Below are 22857 nucleotides of genomic sequence, written 5' to 3'. Positions count from 1 at the left end.
CCGCATTCGTGATCTACTCGACCGCATGGGGTACTCGCAATGAAGCGACCCGCAACCAGGGTGGCCGACCTGTTGAACCCGGCGGCGATGTTGCTGCCCGCGGCGAACGTCATCATGCAGTTGTCGCTGCCGGGCGTCGGCTACGGAGTACTGGAGAGCCCGGTAGACAGCGGCAATGTCTACAAGCACCCGTTCAAGCGGGCGCGCACCACCGGCACGTACCTAGCCGTCGCGACGATCGGCACCGAAGCCGACCGCAAACTGATGCGCAGCGCCGTCGACACCGCACACCGGCAGGTCCGCTCGCGGCCGTCGAGCCCGGTGCCCTACAACGCGTTCAACCCGAAGTTGCAACTGTGGGTGGCGGCGTGCCTCTACCGGTATTTCGTGGAACAGCACGAATTCCTGCACGGGCCACTCGACGACTCCAGTGCCGACGCGGTCTACCAGGACGCCAGGCGACTGGGCACCACTCTGCAGGTGCCGGACAGCATGTGGCCGGCCGACCGGGTCGCGTTCGAGGAGTACTGGAAGCGGTCCCTGGACGACCTGCGGATCGACCCGCCGGTGCGTGAGCATTTGCGCGGGGTGGCCGCCATGGCGTTCCTGCCGCTGCCGCTGCGGGCGCTGGCCGGACCGTTCAACCTGTTCGCCACAACGGGGTTCCTGGCACCGGAGTTCCGCGCGATGATGCGGCTGGACTGGTCGGATTCTCAGCAGCGCCGGTTCGAATGGCTGCTCTGGGCGCTGCGGCTCGCCGACCGCCTGATACCCCACCGGGCGTGGCTGCTCATCTATCAGATTTACTTGTGGGACATGCGGTTTCGCGCGCGTCGCGGCCTGCGCGTCGTCTAGCAAGGAGGTCGGCAATGCCCTTTCCACCGCTCAACCACGTCGCCGTCACGGTGCGAGACCTCGAGGTCAGCGGCCCGTGGTACCGGCGGCTGTTCGGTGAGCCGGTGGTCGACGAACACACCGACGCCGGCTACCGGCATCTGGTTTTCCTGCTGGCCGGCAACACGTTGTTCGGCATCGTGCAGCACGACCGCGCCGCGCCCGATGAGAAGTTCAGCGAGTTTCGCGTCGGTCTGGACCATGTCGGCTTCGGCTGTAGCTCGCGCAGGGAACTCGAAACATGGGTCGGCGTGCTCGAGGACCTCGGCGTCGAGCACGGCGGCATCGTCGATGCGCCCTACGGCTCGGGGCCGAGCTTCCGGGATCCCGACGGTATCGCGCTGGAGTTCTTCGCCTTGCCCGGCTGACCCCCGCCTCTATTGCGCCGAGCGTGCGATCCGCGACGCTCCCGCGGCGTGTCGCGTCGTGAGATGCACACTCGGCGACGGGGCCCGGCGGGGCCGACGAGGGCCGGCCCTGCGCACCTCGGCGGGCCGCCCCGCATACCGCCGAGCGTGCGATCCACGACGCTCCCGCGGCGTGTCGCGTCGTGAGATGCACACTCGGCGGAGGGGCCCGACGGGGGCCGGCCGGCCCGGGTGACCCCGGCCGACGCCTCAGCGCACCGTCGCGAAGAACTTCCGGACGTCCTCGACGAACAACTCCGGCTGCTCGAACGCGGCGAAGTGCCCACCGCGCGGCATCGTGGTCCAGTGGGTGATGTTGAAGTTCGGCTCGCACCACCGCCGCGGCGCGCGCAGCACTTCCTTCGGGAAAGCGGCCACGCCGGTCGGCAATTCGACTCGGCTGGTGTCGCCCCACACCGTGAAGCTCTCCCAGTACAAGCGGGCCGAGGACGCCGCGGTGGCCGTCGCCCAATACAGCATCACGTTGTCCAGCAACTCATCTCGTGTCAGCACGTTCTCCGGGTGCCCGTCGCAGTCCGTCCACGCCCAGAACTTCTCCACGATCCAAGCCAGCTGGCCCACCGGCGAATCGACCAGTCCGTACCCCACGGTTTGCGGCCGCGTCGACTGCTGCTTGGAGTAGCCGGTGCCCGATTTGCGGTGCTCCGCCAGCGCGGCCAGCGCGGCCCGCTCCTCCGGCGTGGGATCGGCCAGCGTCTCCTTGGTGGGCATGCCCAGCGGCATGTTCAGGTGAATCCCCGCACAGTGGCCGCCATTACGGCCGATCTGGGTGGTGACGGCCGCGCCCCAGTCGCCGCCCTGCGCGCCGTAGCGCTGGTAGCCCAGGCGCAGCATCAGCTCCTCCCAGACAAGCGCGATCTTCTCTACCCCCCAGCCGGTGCGGCCTGGCTTCCCGGAGAAACCGTAGCCGGGCAGCGACGGGCAGATGACGTGGAAGGCGTCCTCGGCGCGGCCGCCATGGGCGGTAGGATCGGTCAGCGGCTCAATTACCTTGTGGAACTCCACAATCGAGCCTGGCCAGCCGTGGGTGATCAACAGCGGAAACGCGTCCTCGTGCGGGGACCGCTGATGGATGAAGTGGATGTCCAGCCCATCGAACTGGTCGACGAAATGGTCGAATCGGTTCAGCGCGGCCTCCCGCGCCCGCCAGTCGTAATGGTTGGCCCAGTAGGCGGCGAGGTCCTGGGTGTAGCGCAGCGGAATCCCCTGGCTCCAGTCGTCCACGCACTCGGCCTCCGGCCATCGGGTGCGCGCCAGTCGCGATTGCAGGTCCTCGAGAACATCGTCGGGCACATCGATGCGAAACGGCTTCACCTGCTTATAGTGCCGCTCCCTTATGCGGGCGCGACAACCACCCTATTTCTGCGTCGCGTCCTTGATCAACGTGCTGATCTGCTCGAGCAGTTCGCGCATGTCGGCGCGCATCGCGTCCACCGCGGCGTACAGGTCCGCCTTTGTCGCCGGCTGCTGGTCAGACGCGAGAGGACGCACTGGCGGTCCGGAAGTCTGCCGCGCCGTGCCCTCGCTCTGCGAACCAGGTAGGTCACCCACGCCCACGACCTTGCCACACCGGGCAGACACGTCCAAGAGTCCACATACGCATACCTGCCCGCAACTATCGGCGTTTTCGCCGATGCAACGCCTCAACACCGAGCCGCATCCTGGCTAGCATGAGCGAAACGAGCTGGAGCGTCCCCGAGATGAGCGAGCTACCGACCGGATTACCAACCGGAACCGTGACTCTGCTACTGGCCGACGTCGAGGGGTCGACACGGCTGTGGGAGACCCAGCCCGAGGCGATGCGGGACGCCGTCGCGCGACTCGATGCGGTGCTCGCCGCGACGGTCGCGAGCCACCGTGGGGTTCGGCCGGTCGAGCAGGGCGAGGGCGACAGTTTCGTCATCGCGTTCACCCGCGCCGCCGACGCGGTGTCCTGTGCGCTGGATTTGCAGCGGGCTCCACTGGCGCCGATCAAGCTCCGCATCGGAGTGCACACCGGCGACATTCATCTGCGTGACGAAGGCAACTACATCGGACCGACGATCAACCGCACCGCCCGCCTGCGCGATCTCGCTCACGGCGGCCAAACCGTACTCTCCGGCGCAACCGAACCCCTTGTCCTCGACCATCTTCCGGCAGACGTGACGTTGACCGATCTAGGCACCCATCCGCTACGGGATCTGCCCCGCCCGGAGCGGGTTGTGCAACTCTCCCATCCCGACCTGCACAACGACTTTCCGCCTTTGCGAACCATGAACGCCGTTGCTGCGCAACGGCTTCCGACTCAGCTGACCAGCTTCGTCGGTCGTGAATCCGAGATGCGCGGCATCCGGGACGCACTGGCCGAGAACCGGCTCGTAACCCTGACCGGCGCTGGCGGAGCCGGCAAGACACGGCTGGCGGTCCAGGTTGCCGCATCGCTGGCCACCGAGTTCGCCGACGGCATCTCGTATGTCGACCTGGCGCCGATCACCGATCCCGACGCTGTGCCGCTGACGGTCGCCCGGGCGTTGGGTGTGCCTGACCAACCGGGCGAAGTGACCATTGAAATGCTGCGACGGTGCATCCGCGATCGTCAGATGCTGGTCCTGGTGGACAACTGTGAACACCTGCTCGACGCCAGCGCGGATCTGCTCGGTGGCCTGTTGGCCGGATGCCCCGCGTTGACGCTGCTGACGACCAGCCGCGAATCGATAGGCGTCGGCGGTGAGCTGAGCTGGCGGGTGCCGTCGCTGTCCCTGCCCGACGAGGCCGTCGAGCTTTTCGCCGACCGTGCGCGCCGCATCAGACCCGAATTCCGCGTCAGTGACGACAACGCCGAGACGCTGATCGCCATCTGCCGCCGTCTCGACGGACTGCCACTGGCCATCGAACTTGCCGCGGCGCGCATCCGCGCGTTGTCACCGGCTGAGATCCTGCGCAGTTTGCACGACACCTTCCGGCTGCTCACCGGTGGCGCGCGGACCGCAGTGCGGCGCCAGCAGACGTTGCGCGCGTCAGTGGACTGGTCACACGAATTGCTGAGCGAAGCCGAGCGAGTTTTGTTCCGCCGGCTAGCGGTGTTTCTCGGCGGATTCGATCTCGACGCGGCTCAAGCCGTCAGCAGCGGTGAGCGCTTCCAAGTGCTCGATCAGCTGACCCTGCTTGTCGACAAATCACTCGTTGTCGCCGACGACAGTCCGCACGGCACCCGCTACCGGCTGTTGGAGACGGTCCGCCAGTACGCATTGGAGAAACTGGGCGAGTCCCGCGAAGGCGACGACGTGCGCTGCCGCCATCGCGACCACTACACGGCGATCGCCGGCCGGCTCGAGACTTCATCGGCCAAGGAGCGCCAACAACGCATCGATGTCGCCGGGGCTGAAATCGACAATCTGCGAGCGGCTTTCGCGTGGAGCCGGGAGAACGGTGACACGGAACAGGCGTTGTCGCTCGCGTCGTCGTTACTGCCGCTCTGGCTGAATAGGGGGTTGATGCAGGACGGTGTGAAGTGGCTGGACGCCGCACTCGCCGACGCCGATTCCCCCGACGAGGCGTCTCCCGGCCTGATCCGAGCGATGGTCACTAACGTCGTGCTGGGGTCCTTCCGGGGCTTGACCGTCGATCTCGACTATGCCGAGCGCACCCTGGCCGCGGCGCGTGAGCTCGGCGAGCCCGCCCTGGTGGCGCGGGCGCTGACCGGTTGTGCATGCCGCGCCGCCGGGGATAGGGACCTGGCCGTCGCCTACTTCACCGAAGCGGCGGACATCGCTCGGGCGTGCGGCGACTCCTGGTGGCTGGGGCAAACAGTCGCGTTGGAGGCAGTCGCCGCACTGCTGTTCGGCGAACCGGTTGCGGGACAGCGGGCCGCGCAGGAAGCGCTGCGCATCGCCGACGCCATCGGCGAGCGGTTCGTGTCTCGGCAGTCCCGCTACGTCCTGGGTTGGGCTCAGGTACTGCGGGGCGACCTCGCCGGCGCGTTACCCGTGGTTCGCGCGGTCGACGACGAGGCGACTGCGGCGCGCGATGGTATGTATTCAATGCACGCCCGGTCGCTGCAAGCGCTGATCCTGGCATATCAAGGGCAGACGGAGGCCGCCGAAGCGGCAGCGAAAGTCGCGCTCGCCCGGGTCACCGACCTGTTCGATACCTACAGCGGAGTCGTCTACGCGGCTTCGGCCGTGGTGCAGCTGGCTATGGGTGACGGGCACGCGGCGTCCGAAGCCTTCGCGGCGGCGCGGAAGTTGACCCCGCTGGATCCGCAGATGGCCGGAATTTACAACTGGGCGGCGTTGGCGCCGTTGGCCTACGGCGATCTCGCCGCAGCCCGCCGGTGGGCCGACGAGGTGGTGGCCGCGACGACCGGGTGGAGTCAGGCCGCATCCTCGATATCACGCGCATATGTAGAGATCGCGCAGGGCGAATCCGACGCCGCCGAACGCGACGCCTACCGGGCACTCGACTTGGCCGCGCATCTCAAGGCCGACCTACTCATTCCGTTCGCCCTCGACTGCCTGGCAACGGTGGCGACCGGCGAGGAGAACCACACACTGGCCGCGCGGCTGTTCGGCGCGGCTGACGCGGCCCGCCAACGAATGAGGCTGGTGCGGTACCAGGTCCTCGATCCCGGCATAAAGTCCCGCGTCGCCGCCGCACGGGATGCGTTGGGCGACACAGATTTCGATGCCGCTTGGGCGGAGGGCGCGGCGCTGTCGAACGAGGAGGCCATCGCCTACGCGCTGCGTCGGCGCGGGGAACGCACCCGCGCCAGCAGCGGCTGGTCCTCGCTGACGCGCGCCGAACTCGACGTCGTCAAGCTGGTCAGTGAGGGCCTGCCCAATCGCGATGTCGCCACCAGACTTTTCATCTCGCCCCGGACCGTGCAGGCCCACCTGACGCACATCTACACCAAGCTCGGCCTGACCTCGCGGGTGCAGCTGGCGCAAGAAGCCGCGCGGCACGGCTGAAGAAACGCGCGGTTGCCGCACCGGTCGAGCGGGACGGATTCCCCCGCCGGCCGACACCGAATGTTTGCCACAGACCATCCCGGGGATTCGCTTAGGCAGCGACAGGAGGATGAGATGACGCTGGACTACGACGTCCTGGTGATCGGTTCCGGCTTCGGCGGATCGGTGTCGGCGCTGCGGCTGACCGAGAAGGGCTACCGCGTCGGGGTGGTGGAAGCCGGGCGCCGTTTCGAGGACTCGCAGTTTCCCAAGAACAGCCTGGACCTGCGCAACTTCCTGTGGGCCCCCAAGCTCGGCTGCACCGGCATTCAGCGCATCCATGTGCTGCCCGACGTGATCGTGCTGGCCGGCGCCGGTGTGGGCGGCGGTTCGTTGAACTACGCCAACACCCTCTATGAGCCAAAATCCGATGCGTTCTACCGCGATAGGCAATGGGCGCACATCACCGACTGGCGGGACGAGCTGCAGCCCTACTACGACCAGGCCAAACGGATGCTGGGTGTGGTCCGCAACCCGACGATGACGGCCTCGGATCACGCGCTGCGCAAGGTCGCCGACGACCTCGGCGTCGGTGACACGTTCGGGATGACGCCCGTCGGGGTCTATTTCGGCCCGGACAACGTGCCCAATCCCGGTGTGGAGACCGACGATCCGTTCTTCGGCGGGGCCGGACCCCGCCGGCGTGGCTGCATCGAAGTCGGCGAATGCATGACCGGCTGCCGGCACAACGCGAAGAACACCCTGATGAAGAACTACCTCTATCTGGCCGAGCGGGCCGGCGCGCGGGTGCACGATCTGACCACCGTCACCGCAGTGCGTCCGCGCGCCGACGGCGGCTACGCCGTCGAGACCATGCGCAGCGGAGCGTGGCGGACCAAGCGCACGGCCGCCACCATCACCGCCGAGCAGGTGATCTTTTCCGCGGGCACCTGGGGAACCCAGCAACTGTTGCACCGGATGAAGGCCAGCGGCACCCTGGGCCAGATCTCTGACCGACTCGGGGTCCTGACCCGGACCAACTCCGAAGCGCTGTGCGGCGCCAGTGTCCGGCTGCGGCAGGGCAAGGACGCCGCCTTCCACCAGGGCGTGGCGATCACGTCCTCGATTCACCCGGACGACAAGACGCACATCGAGCCGGTCCGCTACGGCAAAGGCGCGCAATCGATGGGGATGCTGACCACCGTCATGACCGACGGCGGTGGTCGCGCACCGCGCTGGCTGCGCTGGCTGGGCCAGGTGCTGCGCCACCCCGGGCAGGCCGCCTCGGTGTACGCCGGCCTGCGCAGCTGGTCACAGCGGACGGTCATCGCGCTGGTCATGCAGACCGAGGACAACTCGCTGACACTGTTCCCCAAGCGCAGGCGGTTCGGTGGCGTCAAGCTGTCCTCCCGGCAGGGCCACGGCGTGCCCAACCCCACCTGGATTCCGAAGGCCAACGAGGCGGTCCGTCGGCTCGCCGAGGACATCGGCGGCATGCCCTACAGCAGCGTCGGTGAGATCTTCGACATCCCCATGACGGCGCACTTCCTCGGTGGCTGCACCATCGGCGACTCGCCCGAGACGGGAGTGATTGATGCTTATCACCGGATGTACGGCCACCCGGGGCTGCACGTCGTCGACGGTTCGGCGATCTCGGCCAACATCGGAGTGAACCCGTCGCTGACCATCACCGCCCAGGCCGAGCGGGCGATGTCGTTCTGGCCCAACAAAGATGACGCCGACACCAGGCCGCCGGTCGGCGCGCCGTATCAGCGCATCCCACACGTCGCGCCGCGGCACCCGGTAGTGCCGGCCAACGCCCCGGCCGCGCTGACGCTGCCGCTACACCAGACCTGATGCGAAAGCGGTTCGGCGAACTTATCGTTAGCTGATGCATAGCCCGGCGCCGATTGCCATTTGCCTGCTGATCGCCGGCGGCATCGCCTGCCCGCCGGCTCATGCCGACGCGACCTACGGGCCCGGCACCTACACCGTGCCCGAGCAACTTCCGCACGGCATCTACACCGCGCGTACCGACGCCCGTGATCCCGGTGCGCCGGAATGCACGTTCAGCACCTGGACCAGCGATTGGAAACCGATCACCGGCGACAGCGTGGGTCCGGCACACACGATCACGGCGGACGTCTCGGCGGCCCAGGTCGGACACTTCATCACCCATGGCTGTACGCCGTGGACGAAAGTGAGTGAGTGATTTTCACCCCGTCGCCGCGTGCGCCGACGAGTGGAAAACCATCCTTGATCGGTCCTCTCAGCACCACGGTCCCTATCCACCAATGTGCTGGTCATTCGTTTAGCGGTTGATGACGCGGGTAGGCCCTACGGCTGAGGTTGCGACTCGTCACCAGCGATATCGCGGGCCGTTAAGGGGTTTGAATGCCGGAAATCGAACTTGTTCGTGCGAAACGAACGCCATGACTGCCGCGGTGGCGGACGCAACTCCGACGAGCGAGGAGTTGGCGGCCCTGTCCGAGCTCGTCTTCGAGTCGCGCGATGTTGCAACCGTTCTCGGCGCGGCCGCCGCCACCGTGCCCCGCCTCGGGCCCTGTAAGACTGAAGCCACGTACCGGTGCATCGACGAATCCTGGCAATGGTCGCCCCGAGGTCAGGACGAGCGCGCGGACCTCGATCAGCTGATTGCCGATTGCGGTGGTAACGGCGCTGTGGAGATTCCTGGGCGCGCTTGGGCATGGGCGTTCCCCCTCCGGCACCAAGGGGCCGTCGAAGGCACGCTCGTCGTCAGTGCGGCCAACGTCCCCTCAAGCGGGCACATTCAACTATTGGTGATGCTGGCGAATCAGACGGGGGCTGCGCTGGGATGTGTTGCCCTCCAACACCGAAACAAACGGTGTACCGAAGAACTCGCAAAAGCGACCACCGAACTCCTCGGCACGCGACAACGGCTGCGGAGCCGATCGCACGTCCACCAGACCATCGAAGCAGCCCTGTCAGGCGGTGACGGCGAGCAGGCGATCACCGATGCGCTTCACGAATTGACCAAGCTACCAATAGCTCTCGAGGACCCGTTCGGCAATCTCCGGTGCTGGTCCGGACCCGGACGCCCGGCGGCATACCTGAAACCAGACCGGCGACTTCGGCAACGCCAAATCGCTGTACTGGCTGCTAGTCCTGCGCCCATGCGAATGAAGGATCGCATCGCCGTCCTCCTTTCGCCGCGCGGCGAAAGTCTGGGCGTGTTGGCAATCGTCGACCCGCACAAGCAAGTAACCGAAGACGACATCTTCGCCCTGCACTTCGCATGCACGCTGTTGGGCTACGAATTGGCCCATCAGCGAAGCCTGGTCGAATTTGAGCAAGGCGTTCGCCAAGAACTCGTCGATGACCTCCTTACCGGCACGGGCTCCTACGGCACCATCGCCAGGGCCGAGGCGTTGGCCCACGACCTTCAGGCTCCGCACTGGGTGGTCGTCGTGCACAGCTCGGCGGCTTTCAGCGCCGTGACGGCCGCCGCGGCACGCTGCGCCGAAGCGCTGCGGCTGAACATTTTGCAGGGACGCAACGGCCGACTGGTGGTGCTGCTGACCGCCGGCCGCCCCGACCCACAAGCGCTTCACCGCAGGCTAAGCGAGTTATTGGGCCCAGCTACCTGCGCCATCGGCATTGGATCGCGGTGTGAAGCACCATCGGATTTTCCTCAGTCGTTCGCCGAGGCTCAACGTGCGCTGAACGTGCGGCTGCACTCGGCGGCGCCCGAGGGCGCATCGGCTTACGACGAATTGGGGTTCTACCGCCTCATCGACGCGGCACACACGGGCGGCACCGTCGAAGATTTCGTCCGGGAATGGCTGGGTGTGCTGCTGAACTACGATTCGGCCAAGAAGTCGGAGCTCGTCCGCACCCTGAGCCGACACCTGGAAACCGGTGGCAACTACGACGAGTCGGCCAAAGCGCTGCACATCCACCGCAGCACATTGCGCTACCGGCTGGCGCGCATCAGCGAACTGACCGGTTATGACCTGCGCGACGTCAATACCCGGTTCAATCTGCACGCCGCCACCCGGTCATGGCGCTTCCTCTATCAGGAGTCCGCGCGATAGCCACAGCGGTTATCGAGCCGGGGCCGCTGTAGCTCGAAGATCCATGGGCTGTTGTGCTGACCAGCCGACGCCCGAATATCTGAGCTCGCTGGTCCTAGGCCGTCCCTAATTGCGGATCGACATCCGGCCACGTAGCGGCGGCGCCAGCGCGGCAGCGGCCACACCGGTCAAGGCCGCCGCCGAGGGCTTCGGCGACCAGCGCAAGGCCGCCACCGCCCAGCCGAGCGGCGTGTCGAGCGGCGGATCAGACCCATCGCGGTCGGAGACCGCCCGCGGTTGACTCGTCGGCTCGGTGAAGATGTCGAGCATGGCCGGTAGGAATGCCCTCAAGTCCTGAGGCCCTCGGCTTGTTACTAGATTGCGGTCCCGCACGACTTCACGGTCAAGCCAGGTGGCGCCGGCGTTTACCAAGTCGTCGCGGATGCCAGGCCACGAAGTCAAGGTCCGCCCGGCGAGCAGACCCGCCGAAGCCAGCACCCACGGACCGTGGCAAAGCGTGACGATCGGCTTCCCGCTGCGGTCGAACGCGCGAACGAATTCCCGCGCGGCCGCCGACTGCCGCAGTAGATCCGGGTTGATGAAGCCTCCCGGAAGCAAGAGTCCGTCGTAAGCGTCCGGATCCGTATCGGAAACTACTTTGTCCACGCCCACCCGGCTGGCGGGCATGTGCAGGTTCACCCCGCGGATTCGGCCCTTGCGCAACGACACTATGTCGGCTTTCGCGCCGGCCAACTGCAGCGCGCGCAGCGGGACCACCAATTCAACCTTTTCGAAGCCATCGGCTGCCAGCACCGCGATCTTTCGCCCCGAAAGGCGTCGTGTGTTTGACATCATCCTCCTGTCGATATCGTGACGCTCGTTGCGCCACTTGCTCGTTCGGTTATCGGCTGGCTGCTCAACCGACTTCATGGGGCACTCATTCGATTCGATAGCGCCCACCTCAGCGCGCTTGCCCTGCTATACCGGGGCCGATGCGCGGCCGTCGCCACAGCTCCCAGGCCAGCCGGAGCCATCCGATAGCGGTCAGCAAGCCGAGCGATGCCACCGAAGGCAAATTCAGTAGCACCGGCAGGGTCGCCGCTGCAGCGAGTCCGGTGGCCGTGCGGTCGATGGGGACCTGATGATGGTCGCGCCACCGGTAGGCGACATCGCCTAGATAGAACAACATCATTCCCCCGGCGAGTGCGACAGCTGGCAGAAACGGCAGCGGGGCGGTGGCATGCGCCACGGCGGCGTGGGCGCCCACGGCAAACAGCATGATGCCGGCCACGAGCGGAAGATGCAGGTAGCTGTAGGCATCGCGCGCGAGGTGAGCCCGCTCCATACCGGTGGCCTGTTCCAGCCGCTGCTCGGCTCCGCCCGTCAGACCGAAGTACGTCCACCAAAACGTCGCCATAATGGCGACGCCCAGCACCAGCGCCGTGATCACTTCGAAGCGATGGAGATCCGTTGCGCCGGCACCTAATTCCACGATCGCTTCGCCGAGTGCGATGATGATGACCGAGCCGTGACGCGACACAAAGTAGGACGGTGAGACGCGAAATCCGCCGAGTCCGAGGACCGCGGGGGCCCCGTAGTCGATCATGGCTGCGGCTATCCACAGCAGTTCGCGGCCGGGCGTGCCGACAAATGCGGCGGCCACGATGCAGGCGGGCGCCGCGACAAAAGCCGGCGCTATGCGTCTGACACTTCGCCGCATACCGGGGTCTTCGTCCGACGAGTAGGCGACAAACTTCGCGACGTGAATCAACCGAACCACCAGCAGAGCAATCGCGAAGACCAACGCCCCCGACGTGAACGCAGTGGGTAGCGCCGCCGCGGCGACGAGCATCGCGGCCATCGCCGCGATCACAATCGCCTCGTGCCGGACGCCTTGGCTGTCGAAGGTATTGATCAGCCACGTGTAGCCAACCCAGGCCCACCACACAGCGAGCAGGGCCAGCGCCGCCCGGCCGAAACCGCTCGGAGACAGGTTATGCAGCATGAGCTGAGTGACCTGCGACATCGCAAACGTGAACACCAGGTCGAAGAAGAGTTCGAGGTGGCCCTCCGACGTAGAACCCGCGCGCTCGTCGGACTCTTGATCCTCGCTGGTCACGCGATCATTCCGGCATGTTCTGAAGACCGCGGGACGTCGAGGCTCCGGACGGATAGATCCTGCACCGCTCACTCCGTTCCCCGATAGACCTCGATCGACCTAGCGCCGGTTTGTCGACGCGAGACGGATGCTTGCGCCGACGCCGAAGCAGCAACACCGGTACGCGTTTGGTCGTGGCAGGCCAGAGCTACCCGTATTCGGCCCGCCTAGTCGGGACCGATGAAGAAGTGCACTCGCATGACCAATTTGATCCCGGCTTTTCATCCCCCCAGCATCAGAGCGGGCAAACGAGTATTTGCCAGAACCACAGTGCTTTAGGCCGAATATCCTTTATTATGTTGCCCAACAACACTTTTCAAATATTCACCCCTTGAATACATACTCAGGGCATTTGCCCACAGGAGCGGCGCACCAGTGCTGCGCCCAGTTTTGCCGACGGCCACACGGGTAGCCGACCTCAGCCGCCACAGATTCACGAACATAGGAGCAGGTATGAAGGCAATGACCTATCGCGGGCCGTACAAAGTGCGGGTCGAAGAAAAGGACCGTCCCGGGGTTGAGCATCCCAATGATGCGATCGTGCGAGTGCAGCTGGCCGCGATCTGCGGCTCCGATCTGCACCTTTACCACGGCCTGATGCCGGACACCCGGATCGGCCATACGTTCGGACACGAGTTCATCGGCGTGGTCGACGAGGTCGGCCCCTCGGTACAGACCATCAAGCCCGGTGACCGGGTGATGGTGCCGTTCAACATCTACTGCGGTTCGTGCTACTTCTGCGCCAGGGGTCTGTATTCGAACTGCCACAACGTGAATCCGAATGCCACCGCGGTCGGTGGAATCTACGGCTACTCACACACGTGCGGCGGCTACGACGGAGGACAAGCGGAGTACGTACGAGTTCCGTTCGCAGACGTGGGCCCGACAGTGATTCCCGACTGGATGACCGATGAAGACGCGCTGCTGTGTACCGATGCGTTGTCGACGGGCTACTTCGGTGCGCAACTCGGCGACATCGTCGAAGGTGACACGGTGCTCGTCTTCGGCGCCGGACCGGTCGGTCTCTTCGCGGCGAAGTCGTCATGGTTGATGGGGGCGGGACGAGTGATCGTGGTCGATCATCTGGACTATCGGCTCGCCAAAGCGCGCGACTTCGCCAATGCCGAGACGTACAACTTCGGCGAATACCGCGACATCGTCGTCGAGATGAAGAAGGCTACGGACTTCCTTGGCGCCGATGTGGCCATCGACGCAGTGGGCGCCGAAGCCGACGGCAACTTGTTCCAGCACGTCACCACGGCCAAGTTGAAGTTGCAAGGTGGCTCCCCGATCGCGCTGAACTGGGCTATCGACTCGGTCCGCAAGGGTGGCACCGTCTCGGTGGTAGGCGCATACGGCCCCATGTTCAGTGCCGTCAAGTTCGGCGACGCAATGAACAAGGGTCTGACCATCCATACCAACCAAGCGCCGGTGAAGCGGCAATGGCCCCGGTTGTTCAGCCATATCGAGAACGGATATCTGAAGCCCAGTGAGATTGTCACTCACCGGATTCCGCTCGAGCACATTGCCGAGGGCTACCACATGTTCTCTTCCAAGCTCGACGACATCATCAAGCCAATCGTCACCGTTAACGGCAACTGACAAGCCCAACAGGAGGATTCCCATGACAAGGACGACCGAACACGTGCCGGCTTACACGGCTGAGCATCCGATAGTGCCCGACCAGGAGAGCCTGAAAGCGCGCATTCCCGGCTGGGGTGTGGATCTCAATAAAGAGGATCGGCCCTCTGTTCCTAAGCTGAAGTTCCTTGACACCGGTGCCTGGTGGGACTTCCCCGAGCGTCAACCCGAAAAGCGGCCCCGCGAACGATCTGTGGAGCATAGGTTCCTAACACCGGCTTTCGGAACTGCTCAGCCGCTGAGTGGTGTCTCCGGCGTGATGCGCCGGTTCGCCTACAAGTTCAGCGAAGGCCGTGCGTCGCACTGGCTCATCCTGCTTTACGCCGACCGTGTCGATGCAGCCGAGCATCACATTCGTTCGATGGCGACGTTACGACCGGATAACCCGATCACCGAAACCGGGATCAAGGCGGAATGGACCTACAACGGCATGAAGTCCCGGGTCCGCAGGAAACGGGTCGACACCCATCACATGTGGTTGGATCCGCTGATCGTAGGGGGGCCATGGCTTCTGGCGGGCGTGGTCATCACGCGCCTGCTGAGGAAGCGGCGGCCGCGCCGTTGACAAGTGGCGGCGCCCAAGCCGGCAGTCAGCCGTCAACGCGTCAGGCGTCCCGAGCGGTAATGCCGCCCGGGGCGCCGGACTCTCGGACCGGTCCATTGGTCGCTCCTGCGGTACTTCACTGGCCGAACGTTCACCGCGCCGCGACCGGGCACGCGACCATACATCGCAGCAAAACGTATGGTCTCAGTGGGGAGATGTCGGTGTCTGTGGCTAGCCAAGGGCGACGCCGAGTTCCTCGGCGATCACCTTGATCATGTGCTGAACCGCAATTTCGTTGCGGCCGATGAGCATGTGGTCATGCTGAGCCATGCGGACCGCTTCCCCACACTGCGGCAACATAGCGAAGTCCTCGTCGCGGACGGCGGCGTGGACGGCGGCAAAGATCGCGTCGTAGCCGGTGCGTGTCTCGTCGTTCGTCGCGGGATAGCGGGCCATCCAGGTGTGGCGCACCGTGCACCTGGTGGGTGAGCCCGCTGGCAGCATGTCGATGATCTCCACTCCGACCGAGCTGTTGGCCAGGATCAGGTTGGGGTAGATCCAGTAAATGAGACCCATGTTGTCGCGGACGTCCCAGGAGCCGCTCGGATCTTCGGCGAGCTTGGTGATCCAGTGGAACGGAAATCCGATGCGGTGGTGTTTGCCGTACTCGTCGTAGATGTGCGTGTTGGGTAGTGCGTTGATCCCGATGAGACTCTCGCCGTGCACGAACGGAAAATGGTAGCCCTCAGCGAAGGCTTCCAAGGCTCCCTTCCAGGACACCTCGGATTCGAATTCGCGAAAGTCGTGGTAACCGAATGAGTCGTACTCCAACTGTGCCAACTGAGGTGCTATTCCACCCAGGTGCGCGTTCACGTCAATGACACCGCCGGCGGTGAGCACCGTCCAGATGAAGCCATACTTTTCCTCGTTCGGCAATTCTACGAGTCCGTAGTCGGCGAGCTCGATCCCGGCGAATCCCGATTTGCCCGGGACGGTAACCAGTGCGCCGGTGTTCCTGTAGGTCCACGAGTGGTACGGGCAGGTGAAGCGGGTGGCATTGCCCGACCCGCAGGCCGGCATGGCCCCGCGGTGCCGGCAGTAGTTGAGGAAAACGTGGCTGGTCCCGTCCTTATCGCGGGTGATCAACAGCGACTGGCCGAGCACTGAGCGGACGACGTAATCGTTGGCGTTGCGGACCTGGGCACTCGGCAGCACCGCAAGCGGCGTTCTGCGCAAGATTTGTGACTCCTCGATCTCGGTCAGCTTGGCGTCGTGGTAGTAGTTCAATGGCACGCGTAGCACGTCCTCGGCCAAGTCGGTGGTCTTGTCCAGCACCACCTTCAGCGCGCGCCGTGTCAGGGTCTCGTCGATCAGGTCGCGCCCCAAGCGACTATCGGTGACTGTCACAATCGATCCCTTCCGGGTAGTCGCCGGAGTGCGCCCTACCATCGTCTTGACAAGACACTAACGCGACTATGTATGGTCCTGCCAGCGGCAAATGGGAGGCATGCCATGAACACTTGCACCGCGGAGTTCGCGCGGCTGGCAGCCGGCCTGGGGGGATTACGGTGTGACGGCAACCCGATCATCACCTTCACCAATCCGCTCGATCTGCAGAGCTGGACCATGCCTGTCATTGAATTACTGCTCATCGCCAGCGCGTTGGCATCGTTGCTGCACGCGTTGTGGTGGCGGCGAACCACGACCGAGTCCTCGAACCTTGTGTTATGGATCTGCTCGATTTTCAGCCTGCTGCTGATCGAGCCGATCGCCTACTTTCCGCAGTGGTTCGGTCTCGAGAAACTGATGGGTCTGACCTTTGTGCACAATCAGTTCTCTGTGCAGTTCCTCTACGACCGCTTACCGCTGTACATCGTGGCGATGTACCCAGCGTATGCGTATCTGGCCTGGGTTCTGTTGCAGCGCACCGGGATTCTGCGCCGCTACCATCCGGTCATCGGCGCGGCGTGTGTGGCGTTCGTCTTTCATTGCCTCTACGAGATCGTGGACACCGTTGGCGTGCAGTTCCGATGGTGGGTGTGGAACCAGGAGCTTTCGACGTCGCAGCCCGCATTGGGAGTCGTCCCGCTGGTGAACCTGCAGGCCTTCTCCATCGGGCTGCCGTTTGGTCTGGCTCTGTTGACACTGTTGGTGGCACGGATGCGCAGTGGTCGGTGGCAACTGCTGCGTGACGTCGTCATCGTCTGCGTCTGCATCTGGCCCTTGCAGTTCCTATTTTCGGCGCCCGCGACGTTGATCGACCTGGCGGGCGCATCGATCGAGACCGGACGGTTGGTCGGGACGTGGTTGCTGATCGCCGTGTGCGGCGTGGTGGCGTTGTGGGCGTTCGCCGCGTCATACCGTGCGCGCACCGCCGATCCGGCGTCGGTGCCCGCCGCGGTGCGCAGAGATTACTTCGGACTCGTCAGCTCGGTGGTCTATCTGACTGCGTGCGTGGCGTTTTGGGCTGCTGCCCTGCCGGACTACATTGCGGCCACCGAAGGGGTGACCGCCGGCGGCGCACCAACTGGATCGTTGCCGTACGCAGTCGTGACGTTCGTGCTGTCGATCGCAGTGGTGATCGGCGCGTATGCGGCGACGACCGGCACCACATCGATAGCAGGAGATATCCGCCCCGATTCACATCGGGTATCGACCACTTGACCGTATGCAATAACTTTGGTGGGCGCGGACGGTATCGAACCGCCGACCGCTGGTGTGTAAAACACTGCAGGGTTGTTTTTCGGGGTTCACGCGATCCCACAGCGCCACGAAATACCCAGCTCAGTGGCCGTTGCGTGTCCGGATGGCCCAACGGGTGTCGGGCCGTATCTGGGTGTCTTGGCACACTCTTGGCAAAACGGGGGTTTTCCGAAATCGTGCGGCTAGCGGATAGGCAGTGAGGTGGCGTGCTCGCGCTGGCAGGGATCGGGAACTTATGAACAGGTAGGTGGTCGGCGCGCATCAATTTGCCGCAGAATATCCAGACGCGATGAGTTGCCATGCATTCGCGCAGGACCACAGCAAGTAGATCAGGTTGCGCCGAGGAGCCAATACAGCGCTCCACCGGCGCCGAGAAGGATGCTGACGGCAGCGACGCCGATAGCGACCGTGGCCAGGTCCGGAATTAGGACCCGCAGCGACCACGGCACCCGCTGGTCGGCGCGCAGCCCGCGGATGGTCTGGAAGTTGATAGCGTGCCGATGCTGTGGCCATGACGGCGCACAGGACGAGCAGTTCGATACCCAACGCGGTGTTGCCCTGAGCGGGATGAGGAAGAGTATCCCGACCAAGAGGACGGCTATCAGTTGGAAGAGCGCTTCGCGTGCGCGTCCGCGATGTTCGGGTGTTCGCAGGAGCCGTTGCGGGCCAAGGGAAAGGGCGGTGAACAGCAGCCCGGTGAGAACCGTAGCGGCTCCTGCGACGTCGGGTACAGGTCGGCCCAGTCAGCTGGTTGGTAGGCGGCCATCGTCGCTCGGGCTTCGCTGGGGAGACGAACGGTGAATCTTGGTGACGAGCGCGGAGCCGAGTGCTTTGGCTGAGTAGGGGTCTTGGCCGGTGAGCAGTTCGCGGTCTTCGACGACCAGGCTGCCCATGGGCAGCCTGGTCTGCTCGACGCGTGCACCGCGAGAGCGCAGGAGCGCTGTCGGGTCCTCTTGGAGGTGGCCGTGGAAGCGACGTGCCAGCGGAACGGTGCAGAGCATTGTGTCCACGATGGTCTTGAAGACCGTCATCCGGTATCCCTCGTAGATCCAGCGGCCGTCGACGTTCGGCGCGGCGGCGAGAGCGGCCGGGGCGTGACAGATCAGCGCCGTGGTGCGTTGCTGGTCGTGGAAGTACTGCAGCAGTGCCCCGAAGTGGTCGTTAAGCGAGTCGTCGGTGAACGCGTTGAGGTGCAGCAAATCCACCAGGGGGGCGTGCCCTCCGGGGACGAACACCGCGTCGAACCGGGAAAGCTGGTCGGTGTCATGGGCGATGTCTTCGAGTTTGGCTGGTGTTGCGAGACCGCCTTCGAGCAGACGGGTGTAGCTGGCCAGGGCGGCATCGCGGCGGGACCGGGACATCCCGAAATACATCAGGCTGCACGATGTGCCGTCGATCGTGGGCACCTTCGCACCCGGTGTGGCGAAGGAGAGCTGGAAGCCGGCGTCGAGCATGGCGTCGGTGGGCTCGATCAACTCCCCGAGATAGGTGCCCGTGGGGTCATCACCGCCCTCGCGTAGCGGCAGCCGATCGGCCGCGGACACCACGACCAGTACGTGCGGAGTGTGAGAAGCACCGGTGGGAGTGCTCATACCGCTTGTCCTTTCTCCGAAGCATCCAATGCCGATCGGATGCGATTCCTCGTCGATTCGTTGGGTCGACGGGCTGTTCGCCACGTCGGAAGTCGCACCGATGTGCCGGACCCTCGGCAGCGGGCTAGCCGAAGGAGAGCTACCCGCACCGCAGCGACTCAATCTCACAAAGTCCGACACGTCGCCGCTACCCGACGGGAACGCCAGTGGCGGGTGGATCTGCGGCAGCGAGGCGTAAGAGCCTCACCCGCGCTGCCGCAGATCTCCTCGACCGACGAATGACCTCGCCTGACAGCTCCTCGTTGCAGCAGTCCCTGTTAGGACTTCGGACCGTCCCCGGCAGCCGACTGAACGGCCTCCACCAACGCGTCCGCGGCAAGAAGCCCGAGGTTGTTCGACGCTAGCGGACTGTCACCGGTAAGCAGCTTGCGGTCTTGATGGACTTTGCCGGTCATGTCGTCATTGAGGATCGTCAATCCCTGCTTGTCGAGCAGATCTGCGACCAGCCACTGCAAATGCCCAGGGAGATAACCGATGTCGATATTCGGGCCCTCATCGAGTGCGTCGGGGAATACGCAGACCGAATATCCCTTGAACGGCGACTCGTTTCCGCCCTGGCCGACTGACAGCAGCGCGGCCGGACCGTGACACAAGGTGATGATGAACTTGTCGTTGGCCAACGCCCAACTCAGGGTTTGTGCGACCGCCTCGGCGGCGGGTAAGCCGACCACCGCCCCGTGGCCGCCGGGGATGAAGACCGCGAGGTATTCGGAGTTCGCGCCCAAATCGTCGGCGACCACTTCAGCGAGCTTCTTGGGCTGCTTGAGTTTGGGCTTGAGTGCTTCGTAGGTCGCTAGCACGGCCTCGTCTTGCCCGGGCATCGCCCACAACTCGAGCTTGGCGGGATAGCCTGCGATCGTGGCGACGTCGACGTCGAAACCCGCTGCCATCAGGTGGTGCAGCGGCAGCAGCATCTCGACCGGATGGTTGCCGGTAGAGAACATCTTGCCGTTCTCACACAGCACGTAGCGTTCCTCGGTCGCGATCATGAGCACCTTCCACCTGCCCTCGGTGTAGGCGCCTTCGTGCTTGACACCCTCGAAGTCGGTCTTGGGCTGGGTGTACTGACTCAGCGAATACGGGGAGGGAAAGAACGCGTTATCCTCCGCCTGGTCCGGCGTCGGCTCCTTGCTGAGATCATCTGTGTTGCGCGACATTTCGTCTCCTACCTTCCTCAACGATGAACCAAATGCCAGGCAGCATTGCTGCCCAGCCAGGTCCTCTGTGGCTCGTTCTGAGCCACAGAGTTCTTCGCCGGGGCGTCTCTAAAAGTCAGAGATCTTCACTAGAGGCCGCGCGACCGCTGACGTTGGCCTCGTCGCGGGCTTGTCGAGCCACCCGTGAAAGCAACGAACGGAACAGCACCTGTTCCTCGGGCTCTAGCGCTGCCAGAACGTTGAGTTCGGCTGCGTCGACTTCGCGCTGCAACCGGGCAAACGTCTCGACCCCCAACGGGGTCGCCACGACTTTGCGAACCCGACGGTCTGCTGGATCGGGTTGGCGCTCTACCAACCCCGCTTCCACCAAGTCGTCGATGACGTAGGGCATGACCGACCGGTCGATCCCGAGGTACTCAGCCATCTGCAACTGGTTGGGCAGGTTCTTGCGGATCACGGTGTACAGCAACTGAAATCCGCGCGCCCCGCGCGGTATATCGGCCACGCACGGCTGAACCTGCGACCGGTAATGACGCATCAACATGCCAACCGACCAGCCCAAATCACAATCGGCCTCCTCGCCGCTGGGCTCGCTCTCTGGTGAAGTCATGACCTCGACCCTAGAGGCCCCGACGACGCGACCTTAACTCCAAAACCAGTTGTATTGCAAATCAGTTGCATCACCAACTAATGAACGCGGCTAGCCGACAGTTTTGAAGGATCGGGATCGGGTCGCGCTCGCATGGCCCGTAAGGCGGGCGCTAGGCGCTATAAGTCGACACAGCCGTTGGACTGCTCCCGCCCGCGGCTCCGGTGCTGGTCAATGTCCCGCTCATGCGTGGCTTGGCGGTGCCCGTCTTGGGTCCGCTAGTCTCGGTACTCGGCGCGCCGCATCTGCACTGTTGGTACCCGGCGCTCGAAAAGCAGCCGGGCCACACTTGCGGGCAGATGTTCGGCATCGGTGCTTGAGGCGAAGTCGTGCACGGTCTGCGCCCGGCCATCAGTAGCGACGATGCTGCGCATCACGTTGCCGGCGGTGCGGCTGAAACCGCGCCGCATCGCGTGCGCGCCCTCGGGCCGGACATGGGTGTACTCGCTGGCCTCGCCTAGGCGCTCGTATGGGTGCACCCGTTGGGCGCCACACCGTCATCGAGCCAGCGGGCCACCACCTTGGCGTCGGCCTCTCCCCGGGCCCGCTGAAAATCGGTCAGGCCGACCAGTTTCGCGACGCTGTGCGTGTCACCCGCCAACAGCCATGTCGGGGTGCGGGTTACGTGTTCGGATTAGTACTCCCCCAACCCCCCGTCTGCTCGTGCGAGATCGTGGGTGGATCAGACCATGGTGATAGGCAGCCGTCGACGTCAGCTCGCCCTTCCAACCCGCAAAAGGCGGTTCGAGCGCGAACGAGGTCTTGTCCTCGAAGCGGTCTGGGTATAGGCCTGCTCTCTAATCAACACCCTTCGTGACCACTCGACGCAGTCAATTAGGCGGCATCCCACCCGACGACAGTCTTGACGACAACTCTGAAGACAGCTGCTGCTTGAACTAGTAGCGCCTGCTGCTTCGGGAAGCGATCGACCAGATGTGCGAACCGCGGCGGCGCATTATTGGCACAACGGGGTTTTCGGCATAGGGGTAATCTGAACCGCGTAAGTCGCTGATCTGCACAAATGATGGTGGGCGCGGACGGTATCGAACCGCCGACCGCTGGTGTGTAAAACCAGAGCTCTACCACTGAGCTACGCGCCCTTATGCCCCGGCGCAGGCTACACGCCCAAAGCCCCAGGACCCAAAACGCTCAGCCCTGCAGCGCGGCCAAGGCCTGGCGCCACAGCTGCTGATCGCGGGCCTCGCCGGGCTGCTTCATCTCGGCAAACCGGATGATCCCTGACCGGTCCACCACGAAAGTGCCCCGGTTGGACACGCCGGCCACGTCGTTGAACACCCCGTAGGCCTGGCTCACCGCACCATGCGGCCAGAAATCGGACAACACCGGAAACGTGAAGCCGCTCTGGACCGCCCAGATCTTGTGGGTGGGCGGCGGGCCGACCGAGATGGCCAGCGCCGCACTGTCGTCGTTCTCGAACTCGGGCAGGTGGTCGCGCAGCGCATCCAACTCGCCCTGGCAGATCCCGGTGAACGCGAGCGGGAAGAACACCAGCAGCACGTTCTTGGCCCCGCGGTAGTCGCTCAACGCAACCGGTTGCTGGTTCTGGTCGCGCAGGGTGAAGTCGGGGGCGGTGGCTCCGACGTCAAGCATCAGCGCTTCCCGGTCCGCGACTTCGGCTGGACCAGGCGGCTGGCACTCCAATTGCCCAGATTGACCGACGAAGTCGGCATCAGGCCCGCGGTGGGGGCCGCCTCGGCGATATCGGCGGGCAACACATGCCCGGGCCGCCCGGTTTTGGGCGTCAGCACCCAGATCACGCCGTCCTCGGCCAGCGGGCTGATCGCGTCCATCAGAATGTCCACCAGATCCCCATCGCCGTCACGCCACCACAGCAACACGACGTCAACGACTTCGTCGGTGTCCTCATCGAGCAACTCGCTACCGCACGCATCCTCGACGTCGGCGCGGATGTCGTCGTCGGTGTCCTCGTCCCAGCCCCACTCCTGCACGACTTGGTCTCGTTGGATGCCCAATTTTCGAGCGTGATCCGCCGCGACCACCGTGGAACCTCCTCAAACCAACCGCACGAC

19 protein-coding genes, 2 tRNA genes and 1 pseudogene are annotated in these 22857 nt (G+C 64.7%); 9 read left to right on the top strand and 13 right to left on the bottom strand.

Features of this window, described 5'->3' with window-relative positions; all coding sequences use genetic code 11:
- The first annotated feature begins 39 nt into the window (after window positions 1–39).
- Window positions 40–855, top strand: coding sequence for an oxygenase MpaB family protein (locus tag BN972_RS15145; protein ID WP_036359335.1), 816 nt, complete (start codon window positions 40–42; stop codon window positions 853–855).
- A 14-nt stretch (window positions 856–869) separates the two neighbouring features.
- Window positions 870–1262 (top strand): VOC family protein, encoded by a 393-nt coding sequence (locus tag BN972_RS15140; RefSeq protein ID WP_036359333.1) that lies wholly within the window; start codon window positions 870–872, stop codon window positions 1260–1262.
- Window positions 1263–1511: 249 nt separating this feature from the next.
- Here BN972_RS15140 and BN972_RS15135 read toward each other — a convergent pair whose 3' ends face one another.
- Both BN972_RS15135 and BN972_RS28855 read right to left on the bottom strand, forming a co-directional pair.
- Window positions 1512–2636: an epoxide hydrolase family protein gene (locus tag BN972_RS15135; RefSeq protein ID WP_036359331.1), complete on the bottom strand. Its 1125-nt coding sequence runs from the start codon at window positions 2634–2636 to the stop codon at window positions 1512–1514.
- Window positions 2637–2678: 42 nt separating this feature from the next.
- Window positions 2679–2879 (bottom strand): hypothetical protein, encoded by a 201-nt coding sequence (locus tag BN972_RS28855; protein WP_200869748.1) that lies wholly within the window; start codon window positions 2877–2879, stop codon window positions 2679–2681.
- A gap of 113 nt (window positions 2880–2992) precedes the next feature.
- Between BN972_RS28855 and BN972_RS15130 the strand changes: the two genes are divergently transcribed.
- From BN972_RS15130 to BN972_RS29565, 4 genes are all read left to right on the top strand, one after another.
- Entirely contained in the window at window positions 2993–6268 is a 3276-nt protein-coding gene (locus tag BN972_RS15130) for a LuxR C-terminal-related transcriptional regulator (RefSeq protein WP_235192464.1), read from the top strand.
- 114 nt (window positions 6269–6382) lie between these two features.
- Window positions 6383–8104: a GMC oxidoreductase gene (locus BN972_RS15125; protein ID WP_036359323.1), complete on the top strand. Its 1722-nt coding sequence runs from the start codon at window positions 6383–6385 to the stop codon at window positions 8102–8104.
- A gap of 34 nt (window positions 8105–8138) precedes the next feature.
- Window positions 8139–8459 (top strand): hypothetical protein, encoded by a 321-nt coding sequence (locus BN972_RS15120; RefSeq protein WP_036359320.1) that lies wholly within the window; start codon window positions 8139–8141, stop codon window positions 8457–8459.
- Window positions 8460–9402: 943 nt separating this feature from the next.
- Window positions 9403–10323: a PucR family transcriptional regulator gene (locus BN972_RS29565; RefSeq protein WP_158497696.1), complete on the top strand. Its 921-nt coding sequence runs from the start codon at window positions 9403–9405 to the stop codon at window positions 10321–10323.
- Window positions 10324–10602: 279 nt separating this feature from the next.
- Here BN972_RS29565 and BN972_RS15110 read toward each other — a convergent pair.
- Together BN972_RS15110 and BN972_RS15105 are read right to left on the bottom strand one after the other, a co-directional pair.
- Window positions 10603–11154 (bottom strand): annotated as a pseudogene (locus BN972_RS15110) (type 1 glutamine amidotransferase domain-containing protein); the annotation flags it as partial.
- 109 nt (window positions 11155–11263) lie between these two features.
- The gene (locus tag BN972_RS15105) at window positions 11264–12421 is read right to left on the bottom strand and encodes a low temperature requirement protein A (RefSeq protein ID WP_036359315.1); all 1158 of its coding nucleotides are present in this window, start codon (window positions 12419–12421) and stop codon (window positions 11264–11266) included.
- A gap of 492 nt (window positions 12422–12913) precedes the next feature.
- Here BN972_RS15105 and BN972_RS15100 point away from each other — a divergent pair, with 492 nt between their 5' ends.
- Both BN972_RS15100 and BN972_RS15095 read left to right on the top strand, forming a co-directional pair.
- Window positions 12914–14062: a zinc-dependent alcohol dehydrogenase gene (locus tag BN972_RS15100; RefSeq protein WP_036359312.1), complete on the top strand. Its 1149-nt coding sequence runs from the start codon at window positions 12914–12916 to the stop codon at window positions 14060–14062.
- Window positions 14063–14084: 22 nt separating this feature from the next.
- Window positions 14085–14666, top strand: a complete 582-nt coding sequence (locus BN972_RS15095) for a hypothetical protein (protein WP_036359309.1) — start codon at window positions 14085–14087, stop codon at window positions 14664–14666.
- A 210-nt stretch (window positions 14667–14876) separates the two neighbouring features.
- Here the strand turns inward: BN972_RS15095 and BN972_RS15090 are convergent, their stop codons facing one another.
- A complete protein-coding gene (locus BN972_RS15090) occupies window positions 14877–16052 on the bottom strand; it encodes an aromatic ring-hydroxylating oxygenase subunit alpha (protein WP_235192463.1) in 1176 nt (391 codons plus the stop codon).
- Between the two features lie 105 nt (window positions 16053–16157).
- Between BN972_RS15090 and BN972_RS15085 the strand changes: the two genes are divergently transcribed.
- Window positions 16158–17309, top strand: a complete 1152-nt coding sequence (locus tag BN972_RS15085) for a hypothetical protein (RefSeq protein ID WP_051545486.1) — start codon at window positions 16158–16160, stop codon at window positions 17307–17309.
- 16 nt (window positions 17310–17325) lie between these two features.
- Here the strand turns inward: BN972_RS15085 and BN972_RS29240 are convergent.
- From BN972_RS29240 to BN972_RS15045, 8 genes are all read right to left on the bottom strand, one after another.
- Window positions 17326–17407, bottom strand: a tRNA-OTHER gene (locus tag BN972_RS29240).
- Window positions 17408–18091: 684 nt separating this feature from the next.
- On the bottom strand, window positions 18092–18940 hold the full coding sequence (locus tag BN972_RS15080; RefSeq protein WP_051545484.1) for a type 1 glutamine amidotransferase domain-containing protein: 849 nt from the start codon (window positions 18938–18940) through the stop codon (window positions 18092–18094).
- Window positions 18941–19257: 317 nt separating this feature from the next.
- Entirely contained in the window at window positions 19258–20157 is a 900-nt protein-coding gene (gene hchA / locus BN972_RS15070; RefSeq protein ID WP_036359301.1) for a glyoxalase III HchA, read from the bottom strand.
- A 115-nt stretch (window positions 20158–20272) separates the two neighbouring features.
- Window positions 20273–20767 carry a MarR family winged helix-turn-helix transcriptional regulator gene (locus BN972_RS15065; RefSeq protein WP_036359298.1) on the bottom strand — a complete coding sequence of 165 codons (495 nt, stop codon included), beginning with the start codon at window positions 20765–20767 and terminating at the stop codon, window positions 20273–20275.
- 257 nt (window positions 20768–21024) lie between these two features.
- A complete protein-coding gene (locus BN972_RS15060) occupies window positions 21025–21285 on the bottom strand; it encodes a hypothetical protein (protein WP_036359295.1) in 261 nt (86 codons plus the stop codon).
- A 546-nt stretch (window positions 21286–21831) separates the two neighbouring features.
- Window positions 21832–21906: transfer RNA gene (locus BN972_RS15055), tRNA-Val, on the bottom strand.
- Window positions 21907–21955: 49 nt separating this feature from the next.
- A complete protein-coding gene (locus BN972_RS15050) occupies window positions 21956–22417 on the bottom strand; it encodes a peroxiredoxin (protein WP_036359291.1) in 462 nt (153 codons plus the stop codon).
- Complete coding sequence (locus tag BN972_RS15045; protein WP_036359286.1) at window positions 22417–22827, bottom strand: DUF3052 domain-containing protein; 411 nt, start codon at window positions 22825–22827, stop codon at window positions 22417–22419. The genes BN972_RS15050 and BN972_RS15045 overlap by 1 nt, the downstream gene beginning before the upstream one ends.
- Window positions 22828–22857: the final 30 nt, after the last annotated feature.

This window comes from Mycobacterium asiaticum DSM 44297 (assembly GCF_000613245.1).
GTDB lineage: Bacteria > Actinomycetota > Actinomycetes > Mycobacteriales > Mycobacteriaceae > Mycobacterium > Mycobacterium asiaticum.
Note: the sequence above shows the minus strand (reverse complement) of the source record. Positions and strands in the feature narration are given on the sequence as shown.

Excerpts from the sequence above, each read along its gene's own strand:
- BN972_RS15145 (WP_036359335.1), top strand. The coding sequence starts at position 40 with ATGAAGCGACCCGCAACCAGGGTGGCCGACCTGTTGAACCCGGCGGCG.
- BN972_RS15140 (WP_036359333.1), top strand. The coding sequence starts at position 870 with ATGCCCTTTCCACCGCTCAACCACGTCGCCGTCACGGTGCGAGACCTC.
- BN972_RS15130 (WP_235192464.1), top strand. The coding sequence starts at position 2,993 with ATGAGCGAAACGAGCTGGAGCGTCCCCGAGATGAGCGAGCTACCGACC.
- BN972_RS15125 (WP_036359323.1), top strand. The coding sequence starts at position 6,383 with ATGACGCTGGACTACGACGTCCTGGTGATCGGTTCCGGCTTCGGCGGA.
- BN972_RS15120 (WP_036359320.1), top strand. The coding sequence starts at position 8,139 with ATGCATAGCCCGGCGCCGATTGCCATTTGCCTGCTGATCGCCGGCGGC.
- BN972_RS29565 (WP_158497696.1), top strand. The coding sequence starts at position 9,403 with ATGCGAATGAAGGATCGCATCGCCGTCCTCCTTTCGCCGCGCGGCGAA.
- BN972_RS15100 (WP_036359312.1), top strand. The coding sequence starts at position 12,914 with ATGAAGGCAATGACCTATCGCGGGCCGTACAAAGTGCGGGTCGAAGAA.
- BN972_RS15095 (WP_036359309.1), top strand. The coding sequence starts at position 14,085 with ATGACAAGGACGACCGAACACGTGCCGGCTTACACGGCTGAGCATCCG.
- BN972_RS15085 (WP_051545486.1), top strand. The coding sequence starts at position 16,158 with ATGAACACTTGCACCGCGGAGTTCGCGCGGCTGGCAGCCGGCCTGGGG.
- BN972_RS15080 (WP_051545484.1), bottom strand. The coding sequence starts at position 18,940 with ATGAGCACTCCCACCGGTGCTTCTCACACTCCGCACGTACTGGTCGTG.
- hchA (WP_036359301.1), bottom strand. The coding sequence starts at position 20,157 with ATGTCGCGCAACACAGATGATCTCAGCAAGGAGCCGACGCCGGACCAG.
- BN972_RS15065 (WP_036359298.1), bottom strand. The coding sequence starts at position 20,767 with ATGACTTCACCAGAGAGCGAGCCCAGCGGCGAGGAGGCCGATTGTGAT.
- BN972_RS15050 (WP_036359291.1), bottom strand. The coding sequence starts at position 22,417 with ATGCTTGACGTCGGAGCCACCGCCCCCGACTTCACCCTGCGCGACCAG.